This is a genomic window from Methylobacterium sp. 4-46 (genome assembly GCF_000019365.1).
Lineage (GTDB): Bacteria > Pseudomonadota > Alphaproteobacteria > Rhizobiales > Beijerinckiaceae > Methylobacterium.
The window spans coordinates 7,344,632-7,360,171 of the sequence record NC_010511.1 but is presented as its reverse complement, the minus strand read 5'-3'; the positions used below and the strand labels follow the sequence as shown (position 1 = coordinate 7,360,171).

The following is a 15,540-nucleotide window of genomic DNA, read 5'->3' as shown; positions in this document are numbered from 1 at the left end:
CCCCCTTGCGAGCAGGACGAGCGCCATGTCGGATCACATCGTCAGTTCCTACGACGCGGACCTGCAGAACCTGCGCCGCAGCATCGCCGAGATGGGCGGGATCGCCGAGAAGATGATGGCGGATGCGGCGACCGCCCTGGTGCGCCGCGACGGCACCCTGGCCCAGAGCGTGATCGCGGCGGATGCCCGCCTCGACGGGCTCCAGCGCGAGATCGAGGAGCGGGCGATCCTGCTCATCGCCAAGCGCCAGCCGATGGCGATCGACCTGCGCGAGACGATCTCGGCGATCCGCGTCTCCGGCGACCTCGAGCGGATCGGCGACCTCGCCAAGAACATCGCCAAGCGGGTGGTGGCGATCAGCGATCAGCCCCAGCTCCAGAAGGTGGTGGTCGGCGTCCAGCACATGAGCGACCTCGTGCAGGAGCAGCTCAAGGACGTGCTCGACGCCTACGCGACCCAGGACGTCGCCGTGGCCCTCGACGTCTGGGCGCGCGACGGCGGCATCGACGCGCTCTACACGTCCCTGTTCCGCGAGCTCCTCACCTACATGATGGAGGATCCGCGCAACATCAGCTTCTGCACGCACCTCCTGTTCTGCGCCAAGAACGTGGAGCGGATCGGCGACCACACCACCAACATCGCCGAGACGATCCACTACCTCGTCAGCGGCGAGACGCTGCCGACCGAGCGCCCGAAGAACGACCGGTCGAGCTTCGCCACGGTGGCGCCGCCGGCGCCGGAGGCGTGACCGGACCGGAGACCCGCATTGTCGATGAGCACGAGGATCCTGATCGTCGAGGATGAGGAGCCGCTGACGCTCCTGCTCCGCTACAACCTCGAAGCCGAGGGCTTCACGGTGGATGCCGTGGCCCGCGGCGACGAGGCGGATATCCGCCTGCGCGAGCAGGTGCCGGACCTCGTCCTCCTCGACTGGATGGTGCCGGGGCTGTCGGGCATCGAGCTCTGCCGCCGGATCCGGGCGCGCCGGGAGACCGAGCGGCTGCCGGTCATCATGCTCACCGCCCGCGGCGAGGAGGGCGACCGGGTGCGCGGCCTCGCCACCGGCGCCGACGACTACATCGTGAAGCCCTTCTCGGTGCCGGAGCTGCTGGCGCGGGTGCGGGCGCTGCTGCGCCGCGCCAAGCCGGCCCACGTGGCGCATCTCCTGGTGGCGGGCGACATCGAGCTCGACCGGGTCAGCCACCGGGTGCGGCGCGAGGGGCGGGAGCTGCATCTCGGCCCGACCGAGTTCAAGCTGCTCGAATTCCTGATGCAGAGCCCGGGCCGGGTCTTCTCCCGCGAGCAGCTCCTCGACGGCGTCTGGGGCCACGACGTCTACATCGACGAGCGCACGGTCGACGTGCATATCGGCCGGCTGCGCAAGGCGATCAACCGGCCGCGCCGCCCCGACCCGATCCGCACCGTGCGCGGCTCGGGCTACTCCTTCGACGAGATGTTCGCGAACGGCGCCTCCTGAGCGCCCCGGCCGCATCGAGGCCCGGCATCGGCGGACGGCATCGCGGCGGCGTCGGCCGCGAGGGTCCGCCCTGCGCGCGGCGACGGCACGCTTGACCCTCCCAGGACGACCCTCCCAGGACGCGATCCCGGCAGGATCGCGCCGCGCAGGCCCGCCGGGGCCTCGCCGCCGGGTCGTCGCCGCCGAACCGGTGACGGGTTCGGCGAACGGGGCTCAGCGGAAGGCCACGACCCGCCGGTCGCTGCGCTTGCGCTCGGTCGCCGGCTGGTAGGCGATGCGCGCGTGGTGGGTGCAGTAGGGCAGGCCCGTGATCGAGCGGGCGCCGCAGAAGCGGAAATCGGGCGAGGCCGGGTCGCCCATGGGCCAGCGGCACATGAACTCGCGCAGCTCCATGATCGTCACCCGCTCCGAGAGCGGCAGCGCCGCCTCCGCCGACGGCGGGGGCTCGGCGCGCACCAGCGCCAGCGAGGCCGGCGCGGGCGCCACCATGGTCGGGACCGGCGCCTGGGCGGGCGGGCGCTCCTCCTCGCTCGGCGCGCGGCTGCGCGGCACCGGCGCGGGCGCCCCGTTCGACTTCAGCACCCGGCCGGCCAAGCCGAGCCGATGCACCTTTCCGATCACCGCATTGCGCGAGACGCCGCCGATCTCGGCCGCGATCTGGCTCGCGCTGCGCCCCTCTCCCCACAGCCGCTTCAGGAGTTCGACCCGTTCCTTCGTCCAGCTCGGGCCCGCATCCGTCATCGCCGCCTCCGAATTCCCCCACCCATCAGCGGCAAGGACGCACGCAGCCGTCTGCGTTCGGCCGTGCGACCGCGCGTCCAGTGCCTCTCTGCTGCTGATGATCGCCGCTTCGTGACAGCGCTTGCGACGGGGGTGAACCTACAGGAGCGGCCGTTCTCCGCGCAAGAGTCCCACGGCCCCGCCGGACCCGTTTTCCCCGCGCCGGGCCGGGTTCGCGCAGGGCCGCGGACTGGGGGGAGAGGCGCCCGGCGGGGTCCCCTCCGGGGGGGCGGCGAGGCCAGGAAATCCACAGCGTATCAACAGCTTGTCACGCGCCGGGGCGGGCGCGCGCCGGCGCCCCGAGGCGGCCGCCGCGCACTCCGCGGGCGGCCCCGGAGGGCCCGCCCCGGGCGAGGGCGAGCGGGACAGAGTGGCATCCGCGCCACGCTGCATCCCGTGCGAGAGGTCGCGTTGCCCGGGCGGCGCCCTGCACCTATGGTTCCGCCCCGGGCCGCGCGTGCCCGACACGGGAAATTCCATGCGGACACTCCTCGCGTCCCTGCTGCCGCTCGTCGTTCTCCTGCCCACCGGTCTCGCGGCGGAGCCGGCCGGGGGGATCCGCCTCGCCCCGCACCGGGCGGTCTACGACCTCTCGCTCCTGCGCAGCACCGGCGCCCGCGCGGTCGAGAGCGCGCGCGGGCGCATCGTCTTCGATTTCTCCGGGGATCCCTGCAAGGGCTGGGCGCTCCAGTACCGTCAGGTGACGGTGCTGGAGAGCGCCGAGAGCGGCGCGCGCACCTCGGACCTGCGCAACAACACCTTCGAGAGCGGCGACGGCAAGGCCTTCCATTTCCGCACGCAATCCGACCTGAACGGCAGCGAGCAGCCGGCGGTGGCGGGCGATGCCGAGCGCGACGAGAAGGGCCTCGCCGTCACCCTCAAGCAGCCGCAGCGGGCCCGGGTGAGCGCGCCGGGCGAGGTGCTGTTCCCGGCCGCGCACATGCGCCGCCTGATCGAGGCGGCGCAGGCGGGCGAGCACACCGTCTCGGTGAAGGTGTTCGACGGGTCCGACGACGGCCGCAAGATCTACGACACGCTCGCGGTGATCGGCCCGCGCAAGGCGGTCCCGGCGAGCGCCGAGGCCGGCAAGGACGGGGCGCCCCGGGCCGAGCCCCCGCTGCAGGAGGGGGCGATGGCGGCGATGCCGCGCTGGCCGGTGACGCTCAGCTACTTCTCCACCGGCGAGGGGGAGCGCACGCCGATCTACGTGCTGTCCTTCGACCTCTACGAGAACGGGGTGAGCGGGGCTCTGCGCCTCGATTACGGGGACTTCACCCTCAAGGGCGACCTGTCGCGGATCGACCTCGGCAGCGAGAGCAAGGAGTGCAAGCCCTGAGCCGTGCCCCCGGGCGGACGAGCCGCCCCCGCGGGCGCCGGTCGGGTCTCATCCCAGATCCGATCGATCCCTTCGGGATGGCGGATGAGAGCTTCGCTCAGGCGCCGCGCGGGCGCGTGATCCGGGATCCGCTTGGATCGACCGGATCCCGGATCACCCCTTCGCGTCCTTGTCCGCCGGCGTGAAGGCGAGGCCGCGCTGGATCGCGGCCTCGCCGAAGCGGGCGCGCAGGGCGTCGACCGCCGCGGCCCGGCTCGCCTCGCGCCGCGCGCCCTGGTCGGCGAGGTCGCCGCGATCCGCGTGGAGGGAGGCGCAGAGGTCGCCGGCCCCGACCCCGATCAGCCGGTAGGCGGTGCCGTCGCAGGCCTCGCGCAGCATCGCCTCGGCGGGGCGGAACAGGCGCTCGGCGAGCTGCGTCGGCGCGAGGCCCGACCGGGTGCGGGTGCGCAGGCGGAACCCGGCATCCTTCAGCTTCAGGGTCACGCTCGCCGCCGCGAGCTCGGCCCGCACGAGGCGCCGCGCCACCGTCTCGCACAGCCGCCACAGGATCGGGCGCAGGGCCGCGAAATCCCGCAGGTCCTCCGCGAAGGTGGTCTCGCCCGAGACGCTCTTGGCCGCGCGGTGCGGCTCGACCGGGCGCGGATCCTCGCCGCCGGCAAGGCGCGCGAGCCGGGCCGCGTCGCGGCCGAGGGCGGCCCGGAGCCGGGCCGGATCCGCCCGCGCGAGGTCGCCGACGCGGCGGATCCCGATCTCGGCGAGCCGCCCGGCGGCCGCCTGCCCGACCCCCGGCAGGATGCCGACCGGCCGCGGCGCCAGGAAGGCCCGCGCCTCCTCCCGGCCGATCACCGAGAAGCCGCGCGGCTTCTCCAGGTCCGAGGCGATCTTGGCCAGGAACTTGTTCGGCGCGAGCCCGATCGAGACCGTGATGCCGAGCTGCGCCTCCACGGCCCGCGCGAAGCGCGCCAGCGTCACGGCGGGGCTCGCCCCGTGCAGGCGCTCGGTGCCGGAGAGGTCGAGGAAGGCCTCGTCGATCGAGACCGGCTCGACGAGCGGGGTGAGCGCGCGCATCATCGCCCGCACCTCGCGCCCGACCCGGGCGTACTTCTCCATGTCGGGCCGGATCACCACGGCGTCCGGGCAGGCCCGCAGGGCCTTGAACATCGGCATGGCCGAGTGCACCCCGCGGGTCCGGGCGAGGTAGCAGGCGGTCGCGACCACGCCGCGCCGCCCCCCGCCGACGATGACGGGGCGGTCGCGCAGGGAGGGATCGTCCCGCTTCTCGATCGCCGCGTAGAAGGCGTCGCAATCCACGTGCGCGATGCTGAGCGCGTCGCGCTCGGGGTGCGCGACGAGGCGGGGCGAGCCGCAGGCGGCGCAGCGCCTCGGGCCGCCCGGGCGGGCGGCGCCCCCGCCGGTGAGCCGGGCGCAGTCGCGGCAGAGCGCCGGGGCGCCCGCGCTCATGCGTCGAAGGGATCCGCGTCGAAGGGATCCGCGCCGAAGGGATCCGCGCCGAAGGAATCCGGATCCGGGGGACCGAGGCGGCGCCACGCCAGCGTGATCCGCTCGGGCGGCTCCCCGACCGCCCGGGCGCAGGCGAGGAGGAGATCCTCGTCCGACACCACGTGGTCGAGGAGGCCGAGCATCAGCTCGGGCGATTCGGCCGCCTCCCGCAGGGCGGACGGGCTCAGGCCCGCCCCCTCCATGAAGCGCATCAGGCGCCCCGGATCGGCCGTCACGAAGGCGAAGACCGCGGCGGCGATCCCCTCGGCCTCGCTGCGACTCGGTAATCCTCGCTGGGGAGGCTTCCCTCTGGTAAAACTCGGCGATTTGCGTTTCATCAACTTGTGCCGCTTAAACGGGACGGGCAGGCGTCGTCGGAGGTTCGGATGCGTCTCGTCGGCGCCGGAGACAGTGAGCCATGACGAAGACCGTGCTCATCGTCGAGGACAACGAGCTCAACATGAAGCTCTTCAACGACCTGTTGGAGGCGCATGGCTACGCGACCCTGAAGACCGCCAACGGGATCGAGGCGATCGAGCTCGCGCGCCGGCACCGCCCCGACCTGATCCTCATGGACATCCAGCTCCCGGAAGTGTCGGGACTCGAGGTCACCAAGTGGATCAAGGAGGACGACGAACTCAAGAGCATTCCGGTGATCGCGATCACCGCCTTCGCCATGAAGGGGGACGAGGAGCGCATCCGGGAGGGCGGCTGCGAGGCCTATCTGTCGAAGCCCATTTCGGTGGCGAAGTTCCTCGCCACCGTCAGGACCTATCTCGGCGACGAGCGCCAGAGCTGAGGGCCCCCCTCCATGTCGGCACGCGTGCTCATCGTCGACGACCTCTTCCCGAACCTCAAGCTCCTCGAGACCAAGCTGTCGCTGGAGTATTTCGACGTGATCTCGGCCATGAACGGGCCGGACGCGATCGCGATCTGCGAGCAGGGCCTGTGCGACATCGTCCTCCTCGACGTGATGATGCCGGGCATGGACGGGTTCGAGGTGTGCCGGCGGCTGAAGACGACGCCGACCACGGCGCATCTGCCGGTGGTGATGGTGACCGCCCTCGACCAGCCGAGCGACCGCCTGCGCGGCCTCGACGCCGGGGCCGACGATTTCCTGACCAAGCCGATCGACGACACGGCCCTGCTCGCGCGGGTGCGCAGCCTCGTGCGGCTGAAGGCGATGACCGACGAGCTGCGCAACCGCGCACTCGCCTCGCGGGACCTCGGCTTCGCGGACCCGCTCGCGGCGGCGGCCGCCGAGACCGGGCTCAACGCCCACCTGCTGATCGCCGATGACCGCCGCGCCTCGGCCGAGCGCATGGCCGCGGCGCTGAGCCAGTCCCATTGCGTCGAGGTGGTGGCCGATCCGCACCGGGCGCTGGAGACCGCGACCGAGGGCAATTTCGACGTGGCGCTGGTCAGCCTCGACTTCGACGGGTTCGACGGGCTGCGCCTGTGCAGCCAGCTGCGCTCCCTCGACCGGACGCGCGGCATGCAGGTGGTGATGCTCGCCGACGCGGGCGACCGCGCCCGGATCATGCGCGGGCTCGACCTCGGCGTGCACGACTACCTGGTGCGCCCGATCGACCGCAACGAGCTCGTCGCCCGGGTGCGCACCCAGGTGCGGCGCCGGCGCTTCGCGCATTCCCTGCGCGAATCCGTCCAGGCCTCGATGGAGCTCGCCGTCACGGACGGGCTCACCGGCCTGCACAATCGCCGCTACTTCGACAGCCACCTCGCCGGGCTGTTCCGCGAGACCTCCCTGCGCGGGCGGCCGCTCGCCCTGCTCCTCCTCGACATCGACCGCTTCAAGGCGATCAACGACAGTTTCGGCCACGACGCGGGCGACGAGGTGCTGCGCCAGTTCGCCGACCGGATCCGCGCCCATACCCGGGGCATCGACATCGTCGCCCGCTTCGGCGGCGAGGAGATCGTCGTCGTGGTCCCGGATACCGGGCTCGACGGCGCCGGCCAGGTCGCCGAGCGCATCCGCGAACGGATCGAGGCGACGCCCTTCCTGGTGCACGGGGGCACGCGGGGAATCGACGTCACGGTCTCGATCGGCCTGGCGGTGCGCCACCCGGACGACGCACTCCCCGCCGACCTCCTCAAGCGCGCCGACGTGGCGCTCTACCGGGCCAAGCAGGAGGGGCGCAACCGGGTCGTCGCGGCCGCGGCCTGAACCCGGCCGAGAGCTGCGGCAGAATGACGCAGAACGAGCCGGGAGCGGTCCCGGCGCTCGGCCGACAGGCCCGCGGCCAGGCTGCAGGCCGTTGATTTCGGCCATGTCTTGGCGCCGATGATCCGCCAACCTTGGCAGTCAAACCGCGTAAATCGGCGTCGATCTTCGCGAATGCATCGTCGCGAAGTCTGTTGCATCCTGCTTCGATCGCAGCGCGCGAGAAAAGAGCCGCGCATCGACAGGATGCTCAGCATGGAACATCAGCCGCTCCGTCACCTCCGCGACATCGCCGACGTCGAGCCGGTCCCGGGCCTGCTCGAAGGCCGGCGCGCCCGGCTCGAACGCTGGGCCGAGATCCTCGACCGCGAACCGACCCGGGCCTTCACCACGCTCGAGGAGATCGAGTTCGTGCCGCGCCGGATGCGGGCGGCGATCCGGGCCGACAACTCCCCGCTCGCCTACGCCTACGCGGACCCGGTGCTGCGGGCGAGCGGGCTCGCGGGCGACACGTTCGGGGAGGCGCGCCGCTTCTTCGAGCTGAGCACCGGGGAGGCCCACCACCTGCTCTGCTCCTGCGTGAACGGCCGCAGCGTCACCGGCTCCGCCACCGCCCGCCGCCTGCGCCGCCTCGCGGCCAAGCGCCCGGGCCTGTGGTTGGCCTATGGCTGCGCGGCCGGGGTCGCGGCCCTGCCGGGGCTCCTGTACCTGCTGGGGTGAGACGACTCGGCCGAGACGACGAAGGCCGCCCCGGGGGCGGCCTTCCGGCGGCCCTCGGCCGCCCGCAGAACCGGCCGGCGGCCGCGGGCCGCCGCGCCGCTCACTTGATCTTGGCTTCCTTGAACTCGACGTGCTTGCGCGCCACGGGGTCGTACTTCTTGAACGACAGCTTGTCGGTCTGCGTGCGCGAGTTCTTCTTCGTGACGTAGAAGTAGCCGGTGTCGGCGGTCGAGACGAGCTTGATCTTGACGGTGACGGCCTTGGCCATGACGCGACCTCGTTGGGCTGGGGATGCGTCCGGGTGACCGAAACGCAAAAGGGCCGGGATGACCCCGGCCGAAACGCGCCGCCTTCCTGCCCGAAGGCGTGGGCGGCGTCAAGCCGGGCGGGACCGGTCAGGCCGGGCGGGACCGGTCAGGCCGGGGAGGGGCGGATCACCCGGGCCCCGACCACCGCCAGGTAGGCGAGGAAGAGCCCCGCCAGGGCCCAGGCGAAGCCGTGCGGGGAGGCGAGGTCCATGCCGCCGCCGACGAGGGGCGGGCCGAGGACGAGGCCGACATTGTAGAGCACCAGGAAGGCCGCGTTCGCCCCGGCGAGCGCCGCCCCCTCGAAGCGCGCACCGAGATGGGCGAGCCCGACCGTGTAGAGCGTGCCGGCGATCCCGCCCCAGACGAACAGGATCGTGCCGAGCAGCCAGGGCTGCCCCGCCCCGGCGGGGAGCAGCAGGGCGCCGAGCGCCCCGCCGGCGCCGGCCGCGAGCAGCACCTTGCGCCGGTCGACATGGTCCGAGAGCAGGCCGACCGGGATCTGGAACAGGACGTTGCCGAGGGCCGCGAGGCTCACGAGGCCCGCCGCCGCCTCGGGCGTGAGGCCGAGCCGCAGGCCGTAGATCGGCAGGATGGCGAAGCCCCCGGTCTCGACGGCGCCGTAGACCAGGGCCGCGAGAGTCGCGGAGGGCGCGACCCGCAGGTAGCCGAGGAAGCCCCGCCCGCCCTTGCGGGGGATCTCCGGCGACAGGCCGCGGGCGAGGAGGAGCGGGATGCTGGCCGCCCCGAACAGGGTCGCCCCGGCGAGGTAGGGGAGCCAGCCGGCGGTGCCGAGGAGGCCGAGCAGCGCCGGGCCGACCGCGAAGCCGAGGGCCAGGATCGTCGCGTAGACGCCCATCACGAGGCCCCGCCGGGCCGGCGGCGCCGCCTGGTTGATCCAGAATTCCGAGAGCACGAACAGCACCCCGAGCGCCGCCGAGAAGGTGAAGCGCAGGGGGAACCACCAGGCGAGATCGAACAGGAGCTTGAAGCCGAGGAGCGAGACGGCCCCGACCGCGATCGCCGCGAGCAGGAGCGGCAGGACGCCGAGCCGGGCGGCGATCCGAGGCACGAAGGGCACCACCGCGATGCTGGCCACCCCGGCCACGGCGGTGTTGACGCCGATCATCGTGTTGGAGACGCCCATCCGCTCCATCTCCAGGGAGAGGAGCGGGATCGACAGGCTGAGGCCGATCCCCACCACCGCCACACAGGTGATGGCCGCCCCGATCGAGGCGACCTCGCTCCTGCCGAACTCCGTCGTGACCGCGTCCATCCTGTCCCTGCCGGCTGCCGTCGGGCGCCCCGATATGGCGCGTCGGGACCGCCGGGGCCAGGGCGCGGCCGCGGCGGGCGCACCCGAGGGGCGCGCCCGCCGAAGTCAGGCGGCCCGGACGCCGGAGAGGAAGCGCTCCACCTCCGCCCGCAGCTGCTCGGCCTGGCGCGAGAGGTCGGAGGCCGAGGCCAGCACCTGCGCGGCGGCCGCGCCCGTCTCCTCGGTGGCGGAGGCGACGCCCGCGATGTGGCCGTTCACCTGCGTGGTGCCGTCGGCGGCCTCGGTCACGTTGCGGACGATCTCCTGGGTCGCCGCCGCCTGCTGCTCCACCGCCGCGGCGATGCAGGTCGCCACGCCGCTCATCTCCTGGATGCGCCCGGTGATGGTCCCGATCGCCGTCACGGCCCGGTCGGTCGAGCCGCGCATGCGGTCGATCTGGGCGCCGATCTCGCCCGTCGCCTTGGCGGTCTGGTTGGCGAGTTCCTTGACCTCGGCGGCGACCACCGCGAAGCCGCGGCCCGCCTCGCCGGCCCGCGCCGCCTCGATCGTCGCGTTGAGCGCCAGGAGATTGGTCTGGCTCGCGATCGAGGCGATGAGCCCGACCACGTCGCCGATCCGCGCGGCCGCGTCGTTGAGCTGTCCGACGAGCGCGGCGCTCTCGACGGCCTCCTCGGCCGCGGCCCGGGCGAGCTCCGCCGAGCCGTCGACCTGCCGGCCGATCTCGCGCACGGAGGTGCCGAGCTCCTCCGCGGCGGCGGCGACCATCCCGACATTGGCGGCGGCCTGCGCCGCGCCGTTCGCCGCCCCCCGCGACCGCTGCGCGGCCTCGCCCGCCACGCCGCTCATGGTCTGCGCGGTCGTCTGCAACTCGGTGGCGGCGGACGAGACCGTGCCGACGATGCCGCCGACCGCCCGCTCGAAGCCCGCCGCCATCTCGCGCAGCAGGGCCCGGCGCCGGGTCTCGGTCTCGGCGCGGGCGGCCTCGGCCTGGGCCTCGAGGTCGCGGCTGCGCAGGAGGTTGGCCTTGAACACCTCCAGGGCCGCCGCCATCGCGCCGATCTCGTCGCGGCGCCCGAGCCCCGGCACCGGGGCCGCGGCGTCGCCCTCCGCGAGCCGCCGCATGGCGCCGGCCGTCGCGGCGAGCGGACGGGAGATGCCGAACAGCCCGAACAGCATGGCGCCGACCGAGGTGACCAGCGAGGCGGCCATCGCCAGCCACGCGGTCTCGGTCGCGGCCTCGGCGCTGCGCCGCCCGGTCTCGGCGCCCTCGGACGCTTCCCGCTTGTTGAACTCCGCCAGGGACTGGAGCTGCCGGGAGATCTCCCCGCCGAGTTCGGCGATGCCGGGCCGCGCCACCAGGGCGAGGGCCTCGTCCCGGCGGCCGGCCTCCACCGCCGCCAGGAGCGGCGCCTGCGCGGCGATGTACCTCTCCCAGACGGAGGCGTAGGCGTCGTAGGCGGCGCGCTCCGCGCCGGGCGAGATCAGGGGCTCGTAGCTCCGGCGCAGCCGCCCGATCGTCTCGCTCACCGCCGCCAGGGCGGCCTTGTTCTCCGCCAGGGCGGCCGGCCCGTCCGAGGCGACGATCAGCCGGTAGACCCGCACGCGGTACTCCCGCGAGGCCGTGTTGAGCTGGTGGACGAGGTCGACCGAGGGCAGCCAGTTCGTCGCCATCTGGTCGATCTCGGCGCGGATCGTCGCGAGCTTGACGAGGCCGATGGTGCCCTGCACGGCCGAGATCGCGGCGGTCAGCGCGAACAGGCCGACCAGGATGGACTTGAGCGTGGGGCGCATGGCGGATCCGGCGCAGGCGGGCGAAGCACGTGCGCGCCGCTGCGCCCGGCCGCCCACGTCTGATCACCGCCGTTCTGACATCCGGTTCTTTCCTGTTTCTCACCGCTTTCGTCGAAATCCGTGAGTACATCACAGTTCTGACGGCTATCTTCCCGACTTAGAGACCTCGGATAAACATATGTTATGCTGTTCTATTGGCCGATCTCGGGTGGCCTAATCCGCTTGACCGCGACGTGAGCGCGGGCGGAACTTGTTTCGGCGAGTTTATCTAGGCCCTCGGCCGCGCCCGATCTTCGCCGCCGGACCGGCGTTTGCCCGCGGGCGCGGCGGCTCATGCGCCATCCGGGTGATGGCTTCGCCATCTCGCATTTCGGCCATGCGGATGTCGGCGTCGCTCAGGCGCCGCGCGGGCTGGTGATCCGGGATCCGCTGCGATCGAGCCGATCCCGGATCAGATCTCCTCGCGGGTGTGCCGGCCGCGGATCTCGCGGAAGAACGGCACCGGCAGGAAGGGGCTGAAGCCGGCCGCGAGGCGGGTTTCCAGTTCGTCGAGGACGATGTGGGTGATGCGGGGGAGGTCGAGCCGGCGCGCCTCGGCGAGGCTCACCCAGGCGAGTTCGGTGAGTTCCGCCTCCGGCCCGACCATGCCTGGCGTCTCGCCCGCGACGGCGTCGCGGGTCACCGCGAAGAAGCGGGTGTCGAAGCGCTTGGGCCGGGCGGGGGGCGTGATGGCCCGGGCGATGAACTGCACGGCCTCCAGGTCGGGCATCACGCCGGCCTCGCGGAAGGCGGCCCATGGCCCGTCGGGGGCGGTCTCGGGCGGCCCGTAATCCCGGGTCCCGATCATCAGGCCGGTCTCCTCGTAGGTCTCGCGGATCGCCGCGAGGGCGAGCGCCCGGCCGAGATGGTGGGGCGGCCGGGAGACGCGCGCCGCGAGCGCGGCCTCGGCGCGGTCGTTCAGGGTGCCGGCGACGGGCATGTGCCGGTCCGCGAGCTCGATGCGGCCGCCCGGGAAGACGTACTTGCCCGGCATGAAGGTGTGGCCGTCGTGGCGGCGGCCCATCAGCACCTTCGGGGTCCGGCCGGCATGGTCGAGGATGATCAGGGTCGCGGCGTTCCGCGGCCTCAGCGCGGGTCTGCGCTCAGGCGCCGCGGAGGCCGGGGGCGCGGCCCCGCTCTCGATCGTCCCCGCCGTCGCGCGCGCCATCCCGTGCCTCCCCGCCCTGTCCGGTCCCGGTGCGTGCGCGGCGTATCGCGGAGAAGCCGTGCATGCCAAGGGCGTATTGCAGCCCGACGACCGCGCCCTTCACGGGCTGCAGCAGGGCGAGCGCCATGATCAGGGTCACGGCGGGCCAGAAGGTCAGCTCGAACCAGAGCGGCAATTCGTCGAGGCGCATCTGGCTCTCCAGGATGGCGAGCCCGACCACGTGGCCGACGATGAAGATCACCAGGTAGGGCGGCAGGTCGTCGGCCCGGTGATGGTGGAGTTCGGTGCCGCAGGCCTCGCAGGCCTCGCGCACCTTCAGGAAGCGCCCGAACAGGCGGCCCTCGCCGCAATGGGGGCAGCGGTTGCGAAAGCCCCGCAGCATCGCGAGGTGCCAGGGCACCTCGGCTGGGGGCTGCGCGGGGGCGTCCCGCCCGTCGATCTCGATCACGCCCGCTTCCCCCTCCGCTTGGTGAGGCCCTCGCGGCGCTCGGCCGCCGGGCGGCCCTTGCGCGGGCCGCCGCGCCGCGGCGCCGGGCTCGACCGCGTCCCCTCCGATACCACGTCGAAGCGCAGGGCGCCCGCCACGGGCGCGGCCTCGACCAGGCGCACGGTGACGCGGTCGCCGAGCCGGAAGGTCTCGCCGCTGCGCTCGCCCACCAGGGCGTGGCGGCCCTCCTCGTAGCGGAAATAGTCGGCCCCGAGCGTCGAGACCGGCACGAAGCCGTCCGCCCCGGTCTCGGTGAGCTTCACGAACAGCCCCGACTTGGTCACGCCCGAGATCTGGCCCGCGAAGCTGGCGCCGACCCGGTCCGCGAGGTGCTGGGCGATGAGCCGGTCGATGGTCTCGCGCTCGGCCGCCATGGCCCGGCGCTCGGCGTTGGAGATCTGCTGGCCGATCTCGGCGAGCTCGGCCGCGCCCATGTCGGGCAGCCCGTCCGGCCCGAGCCGCAGCGCCCGGATCAGGGCGCGGTGGACGACGAGGTCGGCGTAGCGCCGGATCGGCGAGGTGAAATGCGCGTAGCGGCGCAGGGCGAGCCCGAAATGCCCGGCATTCTCCGGCGCGTAGACCGCCTGGGCCTGCGCGCGCAGGATCACCTCGTGCAGGAAGGTCTGGTGCTCGGTGCCCTGGACCATGCCGAGGATGCGGTTGAACAGGGAGGGCCGGAGCACGCCCTCCTTCGGCAGCTTGATGCCGATCGAGGCCAGCACCTCGCCGAGCGCCCGCATCTTGTCGAGCGAGGGCTCGTCGTGGACCCGGTAGATCAGGGCCTGCGCCTTCTCCTCCAGGGTCTCGGCGGCGGCGACGTTCGCCTGGATCATGAATTCCTCGATCAGGCGGTGCGCCTCCAGGCGCTCGGGCACCACCACCCGGTCGACCCGACCCTCGGCGTCGAGGACGACCTTGCGCTCGGGCAGGTCGAGGGCGAGGGGGCCGCGGGCGTCCCGGGCCGCGGCGAGCACCCGGTAGGCCGCCCAGAGCGGGCGCAGGACGGGGTCGAGGAGGGGCTGCGTGACGGCGTCCGGCTGCCCGTCGATCGCGGCCTGGGCCTGCGCGTAGGCGAGCTTGGCGGCCGAGCGCATCATCACCCGGTGGACGCTGTGGCGCCTCTTGCGGCCGTCCGCGCCGATGACGAGGCGGATGGCGAGGGCCGGGCGGTCCTCGCCGGGGCGCAGGGAGCAGAGGTCGTTCGAGATGCGCTCGGGCAGCATCGGCACGACCCGGTCGGGGAAGTAGACCGAGTTGCCGCGCAGCAGCGCCTCGCGGTCGAGGGCGCTGCCGGGCCGGACATAGGCGGCGACGTCCGCGATCGCGACCGTGACCACGAAGCCGCCCGCGTTGGCGGGGTCCGGGTCGGGCAGCGCCATCACGGCGTCGTCGTGGTCCTTGGCGTCGGGCGGGTCGATGGTGAGGAGGGGGGCGTCGCGCCAATCCTCGCGGTCCTCCATCCCGGCCGGCCGCGCCCGCGCGGCCTCGTCCAGCACCGCGGGGGGGAAGACGTGCGGGATGCCGTGGGCGTGGAGGGCGATCAGGCTCACGGCCTTCTCGGAGGCGACGGCGCCGAGGCGCTCCTTGACCCGCCCCCGGGGCAGGCCGAGGCGGCTGTCGCGGGTGAGGGCGACGCTGACGAGGTCGCCGTCGCGGGCCTCGCCCTCCTCGCCGGGCGGGATCTCGATCTCGCGGCCCTGGGCGCGCTTCTCGACCGGGAGGACGCGCCCGCCGCCCTTCTCCAGGGCGCGGTAGATCCCGAGCATCTCCGCCTTGTTGCGGCCGATCACCTTGACGACGCGGCCGAGATAGCGGCCCGGCGCCTCGCGGTCGGGCTCGACGCGCAGGAGCGCCCGGTCGCCGATCCCGGGCGCGGGCAGGCTGCCGGTCCGCCGGCCGCGCGGCGCCATCACGAGGATCTTCGGGGCCGGGCCGGCTTCCGGGTCCCACTGGGCGGGGCGGGCGAGGAGCTCGCCGTCGCGGTCGCGGGCGTCGATTTCGGCGACGAGGACCGGCGGCAGGCGGCCGGCCTTGCGCAGGCCCGCCCGGTCCTTCTCGACCGCGCCCTCGTCCTTCAGCTCGGCGAGCATCCGCTTGAGTTCGACCTTGTCGGCGCCCTTGAGGCCGAAGGCCTTGGCGATCTCGCGCTTGCCGACCTTGGTGGTCGCCTCCGCGATGAAGGCCAGCACCGCCTCGCGGGAGGGCAGGGCGGCGTGGTCGGAGGGCGGGGAGGAGCGTTTGGCCAAGGGGGAGACCCGGGGAATGGGGCGGCGGGACGGGCGAGCGACGACCGGCTCGGCGACACCCTCCGGCCCCGCGCGGGTCTCACCCTCTCGTCCGATATGGGATCGCGGCCGCGCGCGGGCAACCGCGCCGGGCGGCGCGATGGGCGCGGGCGGAGGCGGGGTGAGGCAGACCGCCCGCTCCACGTCGCGCGGGTCGGAGGGATCGACGTGGCCGCGTCATGGCCGTCCCGGAC

Annotated in this window: 15 protein-coding genes; 6 read left to right on the top strand and 9 right to left on the bottom strand. The window is 73.5% G+C overall.

Annotated elements, in window-relative coordinates:
- Positions 1 to 25 precede the first annotated feature (25 nt).
- Entirely contained in the window at positions 26 to 748 is a 723-nt protein-coding gene (gene phoU / locus M446_RS32385; RefSeq protein WP_012336313.1) for a phosphate signaling complex protein PhoU, read from the top strand.
- Positions 749 to 772: 24 nt separating this feature from the next.
- Positions 773 to 1,477 carry a phosphate regulon transcriptional regulator PhoB gene (gene phoB, locus M446_RS32380; protein WP_012336312.1) on the top strand — a complete coding sequence of 235 codons (705 nt, stop codon included), beginning with the start codon at positions 773 to 775 and terminating at the stop codon, positions 1,475 to 1,477.
- A gap of 213 nt (positions 1,478 to 1,690) precedes the next feature.
- Here the strand turns inward: phoB and M446_RS32375 are convergent, their stop codons facing one another.
- Positions 1,691 to 2,218 carry a GcrA family cell cycle regulator gene (locus tag M446_RS32375; protein ID WP_012336311.1) on the bottom strand — a complete coding sequence of 176 codons (528 nt, stop codon included), beginning with the start codon at positions 2,216 to 2,218 and terminating at the stop codon, positions 1,691 to 1,693.
- A 517-nt stretch (positions 2,219 to 2,735) separates the two neighbouring features.
- Between M446_RS32375 and M446_RS32370 the strand changes: the two genes are divergently transcribed.
- Complete coding sequence (locus tag M446_RS32370; protein ID WP_012336310.1) at positions 2,736 to 3,593, top strand: cell envelope integrity EipB family protein; 858 nt, start codon at positions 2,736 to 2,738, stop codon at positions 3,591 to 3,593.
- A gap of 153 nt (positions 3,594 to 3,746) precedes the next feature.
- Here M446_RS32370 and M446_RS32365 read toward each other — a convergent pair whose 3' ends face one another.
- On the bottom strand, positions 3,747 to 5,054 hold the full coding sequence (locus M446_RS32365; RefSeq protein ID WP_012336309.1) for a DNA polymerase IV: 1,308 nt from the start codon (positions 5,052 to 5,054) through the stop codon (positions 3,747 to 3,749).
- Complete coding sequence (locus M446_RS32360) at positions 5,051 to 5,431, bottom strand: DUF3572 domain-containing protein (RefSeq protein WP_012336308.1); 381 nt, start codon at positions 5,429 to 5,431, stop codon at positions 5,051 to 5,053. Before M446_RS32360 ends, M446_RS32365 begins: the two co-directional genes overlap by 4 nt.
- Positions 5,432 to 5,511: 80 nt before the next feature.
- Between M446_RS32360 and M446_RS32355 the strand changes: the two genes are divergently transcribed.
- From M446_RS32355 to M446_RS32345, 3 genes are all read left to right on the top strand, one after another.
- Positions 5,512 to 5,892 (top strand): response regulator, encoded by a 381-nt coding sequence (locus tag M446_RS32355; RefSeq protein WP_012336307.1) that lies wholly within the window; start codon positions 5,512 to 5,514, stop codon positions 5,890 to 5,892.
- Between the two features lie 12 nt (positions 5,893 to 5,904).
- Entirely contained in the window at positions 5,905 to 7,278 is a 1,374-nt protein-coding gene (locus M446_RS32350; protein WP_012336306.1) for a PleD family two-component system response regulator, read from the top strand.
- 252 nt (positions 7,279 to 7,530) lie between these two features.
- A complete protein-coding gene (locus M446_RS32345; RefSeq protein ID WP_012336305.1) occupies positions 7,531 to 7,995 on the top strand; it encodes a hypothetical protein in 465 nt (154 codons plus the stop codon).
- A 100-nt stretch (positions 7,996 to 8,095) separates the two neighbouring features.
- On the opposite strand, the gene rpmG is transcribed toward M446_RS32345, so the two are convergent.
- The 6 genes from rpmG to rnr form a co-directional block, all read right to left on the bottom strand.
- A complete protein-coding gene (rpmG, locus tag M446_RS32340) occupies positions 8,096 to 8,263 on the bottom strand; it encodes a 50S ribosomal protein L33 (RefSeq protein WP_012336304.1) in 168 nt (55 codons plus the stop codon).
- Between the two features lie 146 nt (positions 8,264 to 8,409).
- A complete protein-coding gene (locus M446_RS32335; RefSeq protein ID WP_012336303.1) occupies positions 8,410 to 9,576 on the bottom strand; it encodes an MFS transporter in 1,167 nt (388 codons plus the stop codon).
- Between the two features lie 105 nt (positions 9,577 to 9,681).
- Complete coding sequence (locus tag M446_RS32330) at positions 9,682 to 11,367, bottom strand: methyl-accepting chemotaxis protein (protein WP_012336302.1); 1,686 nt, start codon at positions 11,365 to 11,367, stop codon at positions 9,682 to 9,684.
- A 451-nt stretch (positions 11,368 to 11,818) separates the two neighbouring features.
- Positions 11,819 to 12,574: an NUDIX hydrolase gene (locus tag M446_RS32325; RefSeq protein ID WP_012336301.1), complete on the bottom strand. Its 756-nt coding sequence runs from the start codon at positions 12,572 to 12,574 to the stop codon at positions 11,819 to 11,821.
- Positions 12,510 to 13,022, bottom strand: coding sequence for a DUF983 domain-containing protein (locus M446_RS32320; protein WP_012336300.1), 513 nt, complete (start codon positions 13,020 to 13,022; stop codon positions 12,510 to 12,512). Before M446_RS32320 ends, M446_RS32325 begins: the two co-directional genes overlap by 65 nt.
- Positions 13,019 to 15,307, bottom strand: a complete 2,289-nt coding sequence (rnr, locus tag M446_RS32315) for a ribonuclease R (RefSeq protein WP_012336299.1) — start codon at positions 15,305 to 15,307, stop codon at positions 13,019 to 13,021. Before rnr ends, M446_RS32320 begins: the two co-directional genes overlap by 4 nt.
- Between the last annotated feature and the right edge of the window lie 233 nt (positions 15,308 to 15,540).

Bases quoted from the DNA above. Each gene is read 5' to 3' on its own strand.
- phoU (WP_012336313.1), top strand. From the start codon at position 26: ATGTCGGATCACATCGTCAGTTCCTACGACGCGGACCTGCAGAACCTG.
- phoB (WP_012336312.1), top strand. From the start codon at position 773: ATGAGCACGAGGATCCTGATCGTCGAGGATGAGGAGCCGCTGACGCTC.
- M446_RS32375 (WP_012336311.1), bottom strand. From the start codon at position 2,218: ATGACGGATGCGGGCCCGAGCTGGACGAAGGAACGGGTCGAACTCCTG.
- M446_RS32370 (WP_012336310.1), top strand. From the start codon at position 2,736: ATGCGGACACTCCTCGCGTCCCTGCTGCCGCTCGTCGTTCTCCTGCCC.
- M446_RS32365 (WP_012336309.1), bottom strand. From the start codon at position 5,054: ATGAGCGCGGGCGCCCCGGCGCTCTGCCGCGACTGCGCCCGGCTCACC.
- M446_RS32360 (WP_012336308.1), bottom strand. From the start codon at position 5,431: ATGAAACGCAAATCGCCGAGTTTTACCAGAGGGAAGCCTCCCCAGCGA.
- M446_RS32355 (WP_012336307.1), top strand. From the start codon at position 5,512: ATGACGAAGACCGTGCTCATCGTCGAGGACAACGAGCTCAACATGAAG.
- M446_RS32350 (WP_012336306.1), top strand. From the start codon at position 5,905: ATGTCGGCACGCGTGCTCATCGTCGACGACCTCTTCCCGAACCTCAAG.
- M446_RS32345 (WP_012336305.1), top strand. From the start codon at position 7,531: ATGGAACATCAGCCGCTCCGTCACCTCCGCGACATCGCCGACGTCGAG.
- rpmG (WP_012336304.1), bottom strand. From the start codon at position 8,263: ATGGCCAAGGCCGTCACCGTCAAGATCAAGCTCGTCTCGACCGCCGAC.
- M446_RS32335 (WP_012336303.1), bottom strand. From the start codon at position 9,576: ATGGACGCGGTCACGACGGAGTTCGGCAGGAGCGAGGTCGCCTCGATC.
- M446_RS32330 (WP_012336302.1), bottom strand. From the start codon at position 11,367: ATGCGCCCCACGCTCAAGTCCATCCTGGTCGGCCTGTTCGCGCTGACC.
- M446_RS32325 (WP_012336301.1), bottom strand. From the start codon at position 12,574: ATGGCGCGCGCGACGGCGGGGACGATCGAGAGCGGGGCCGCGCCCCCG.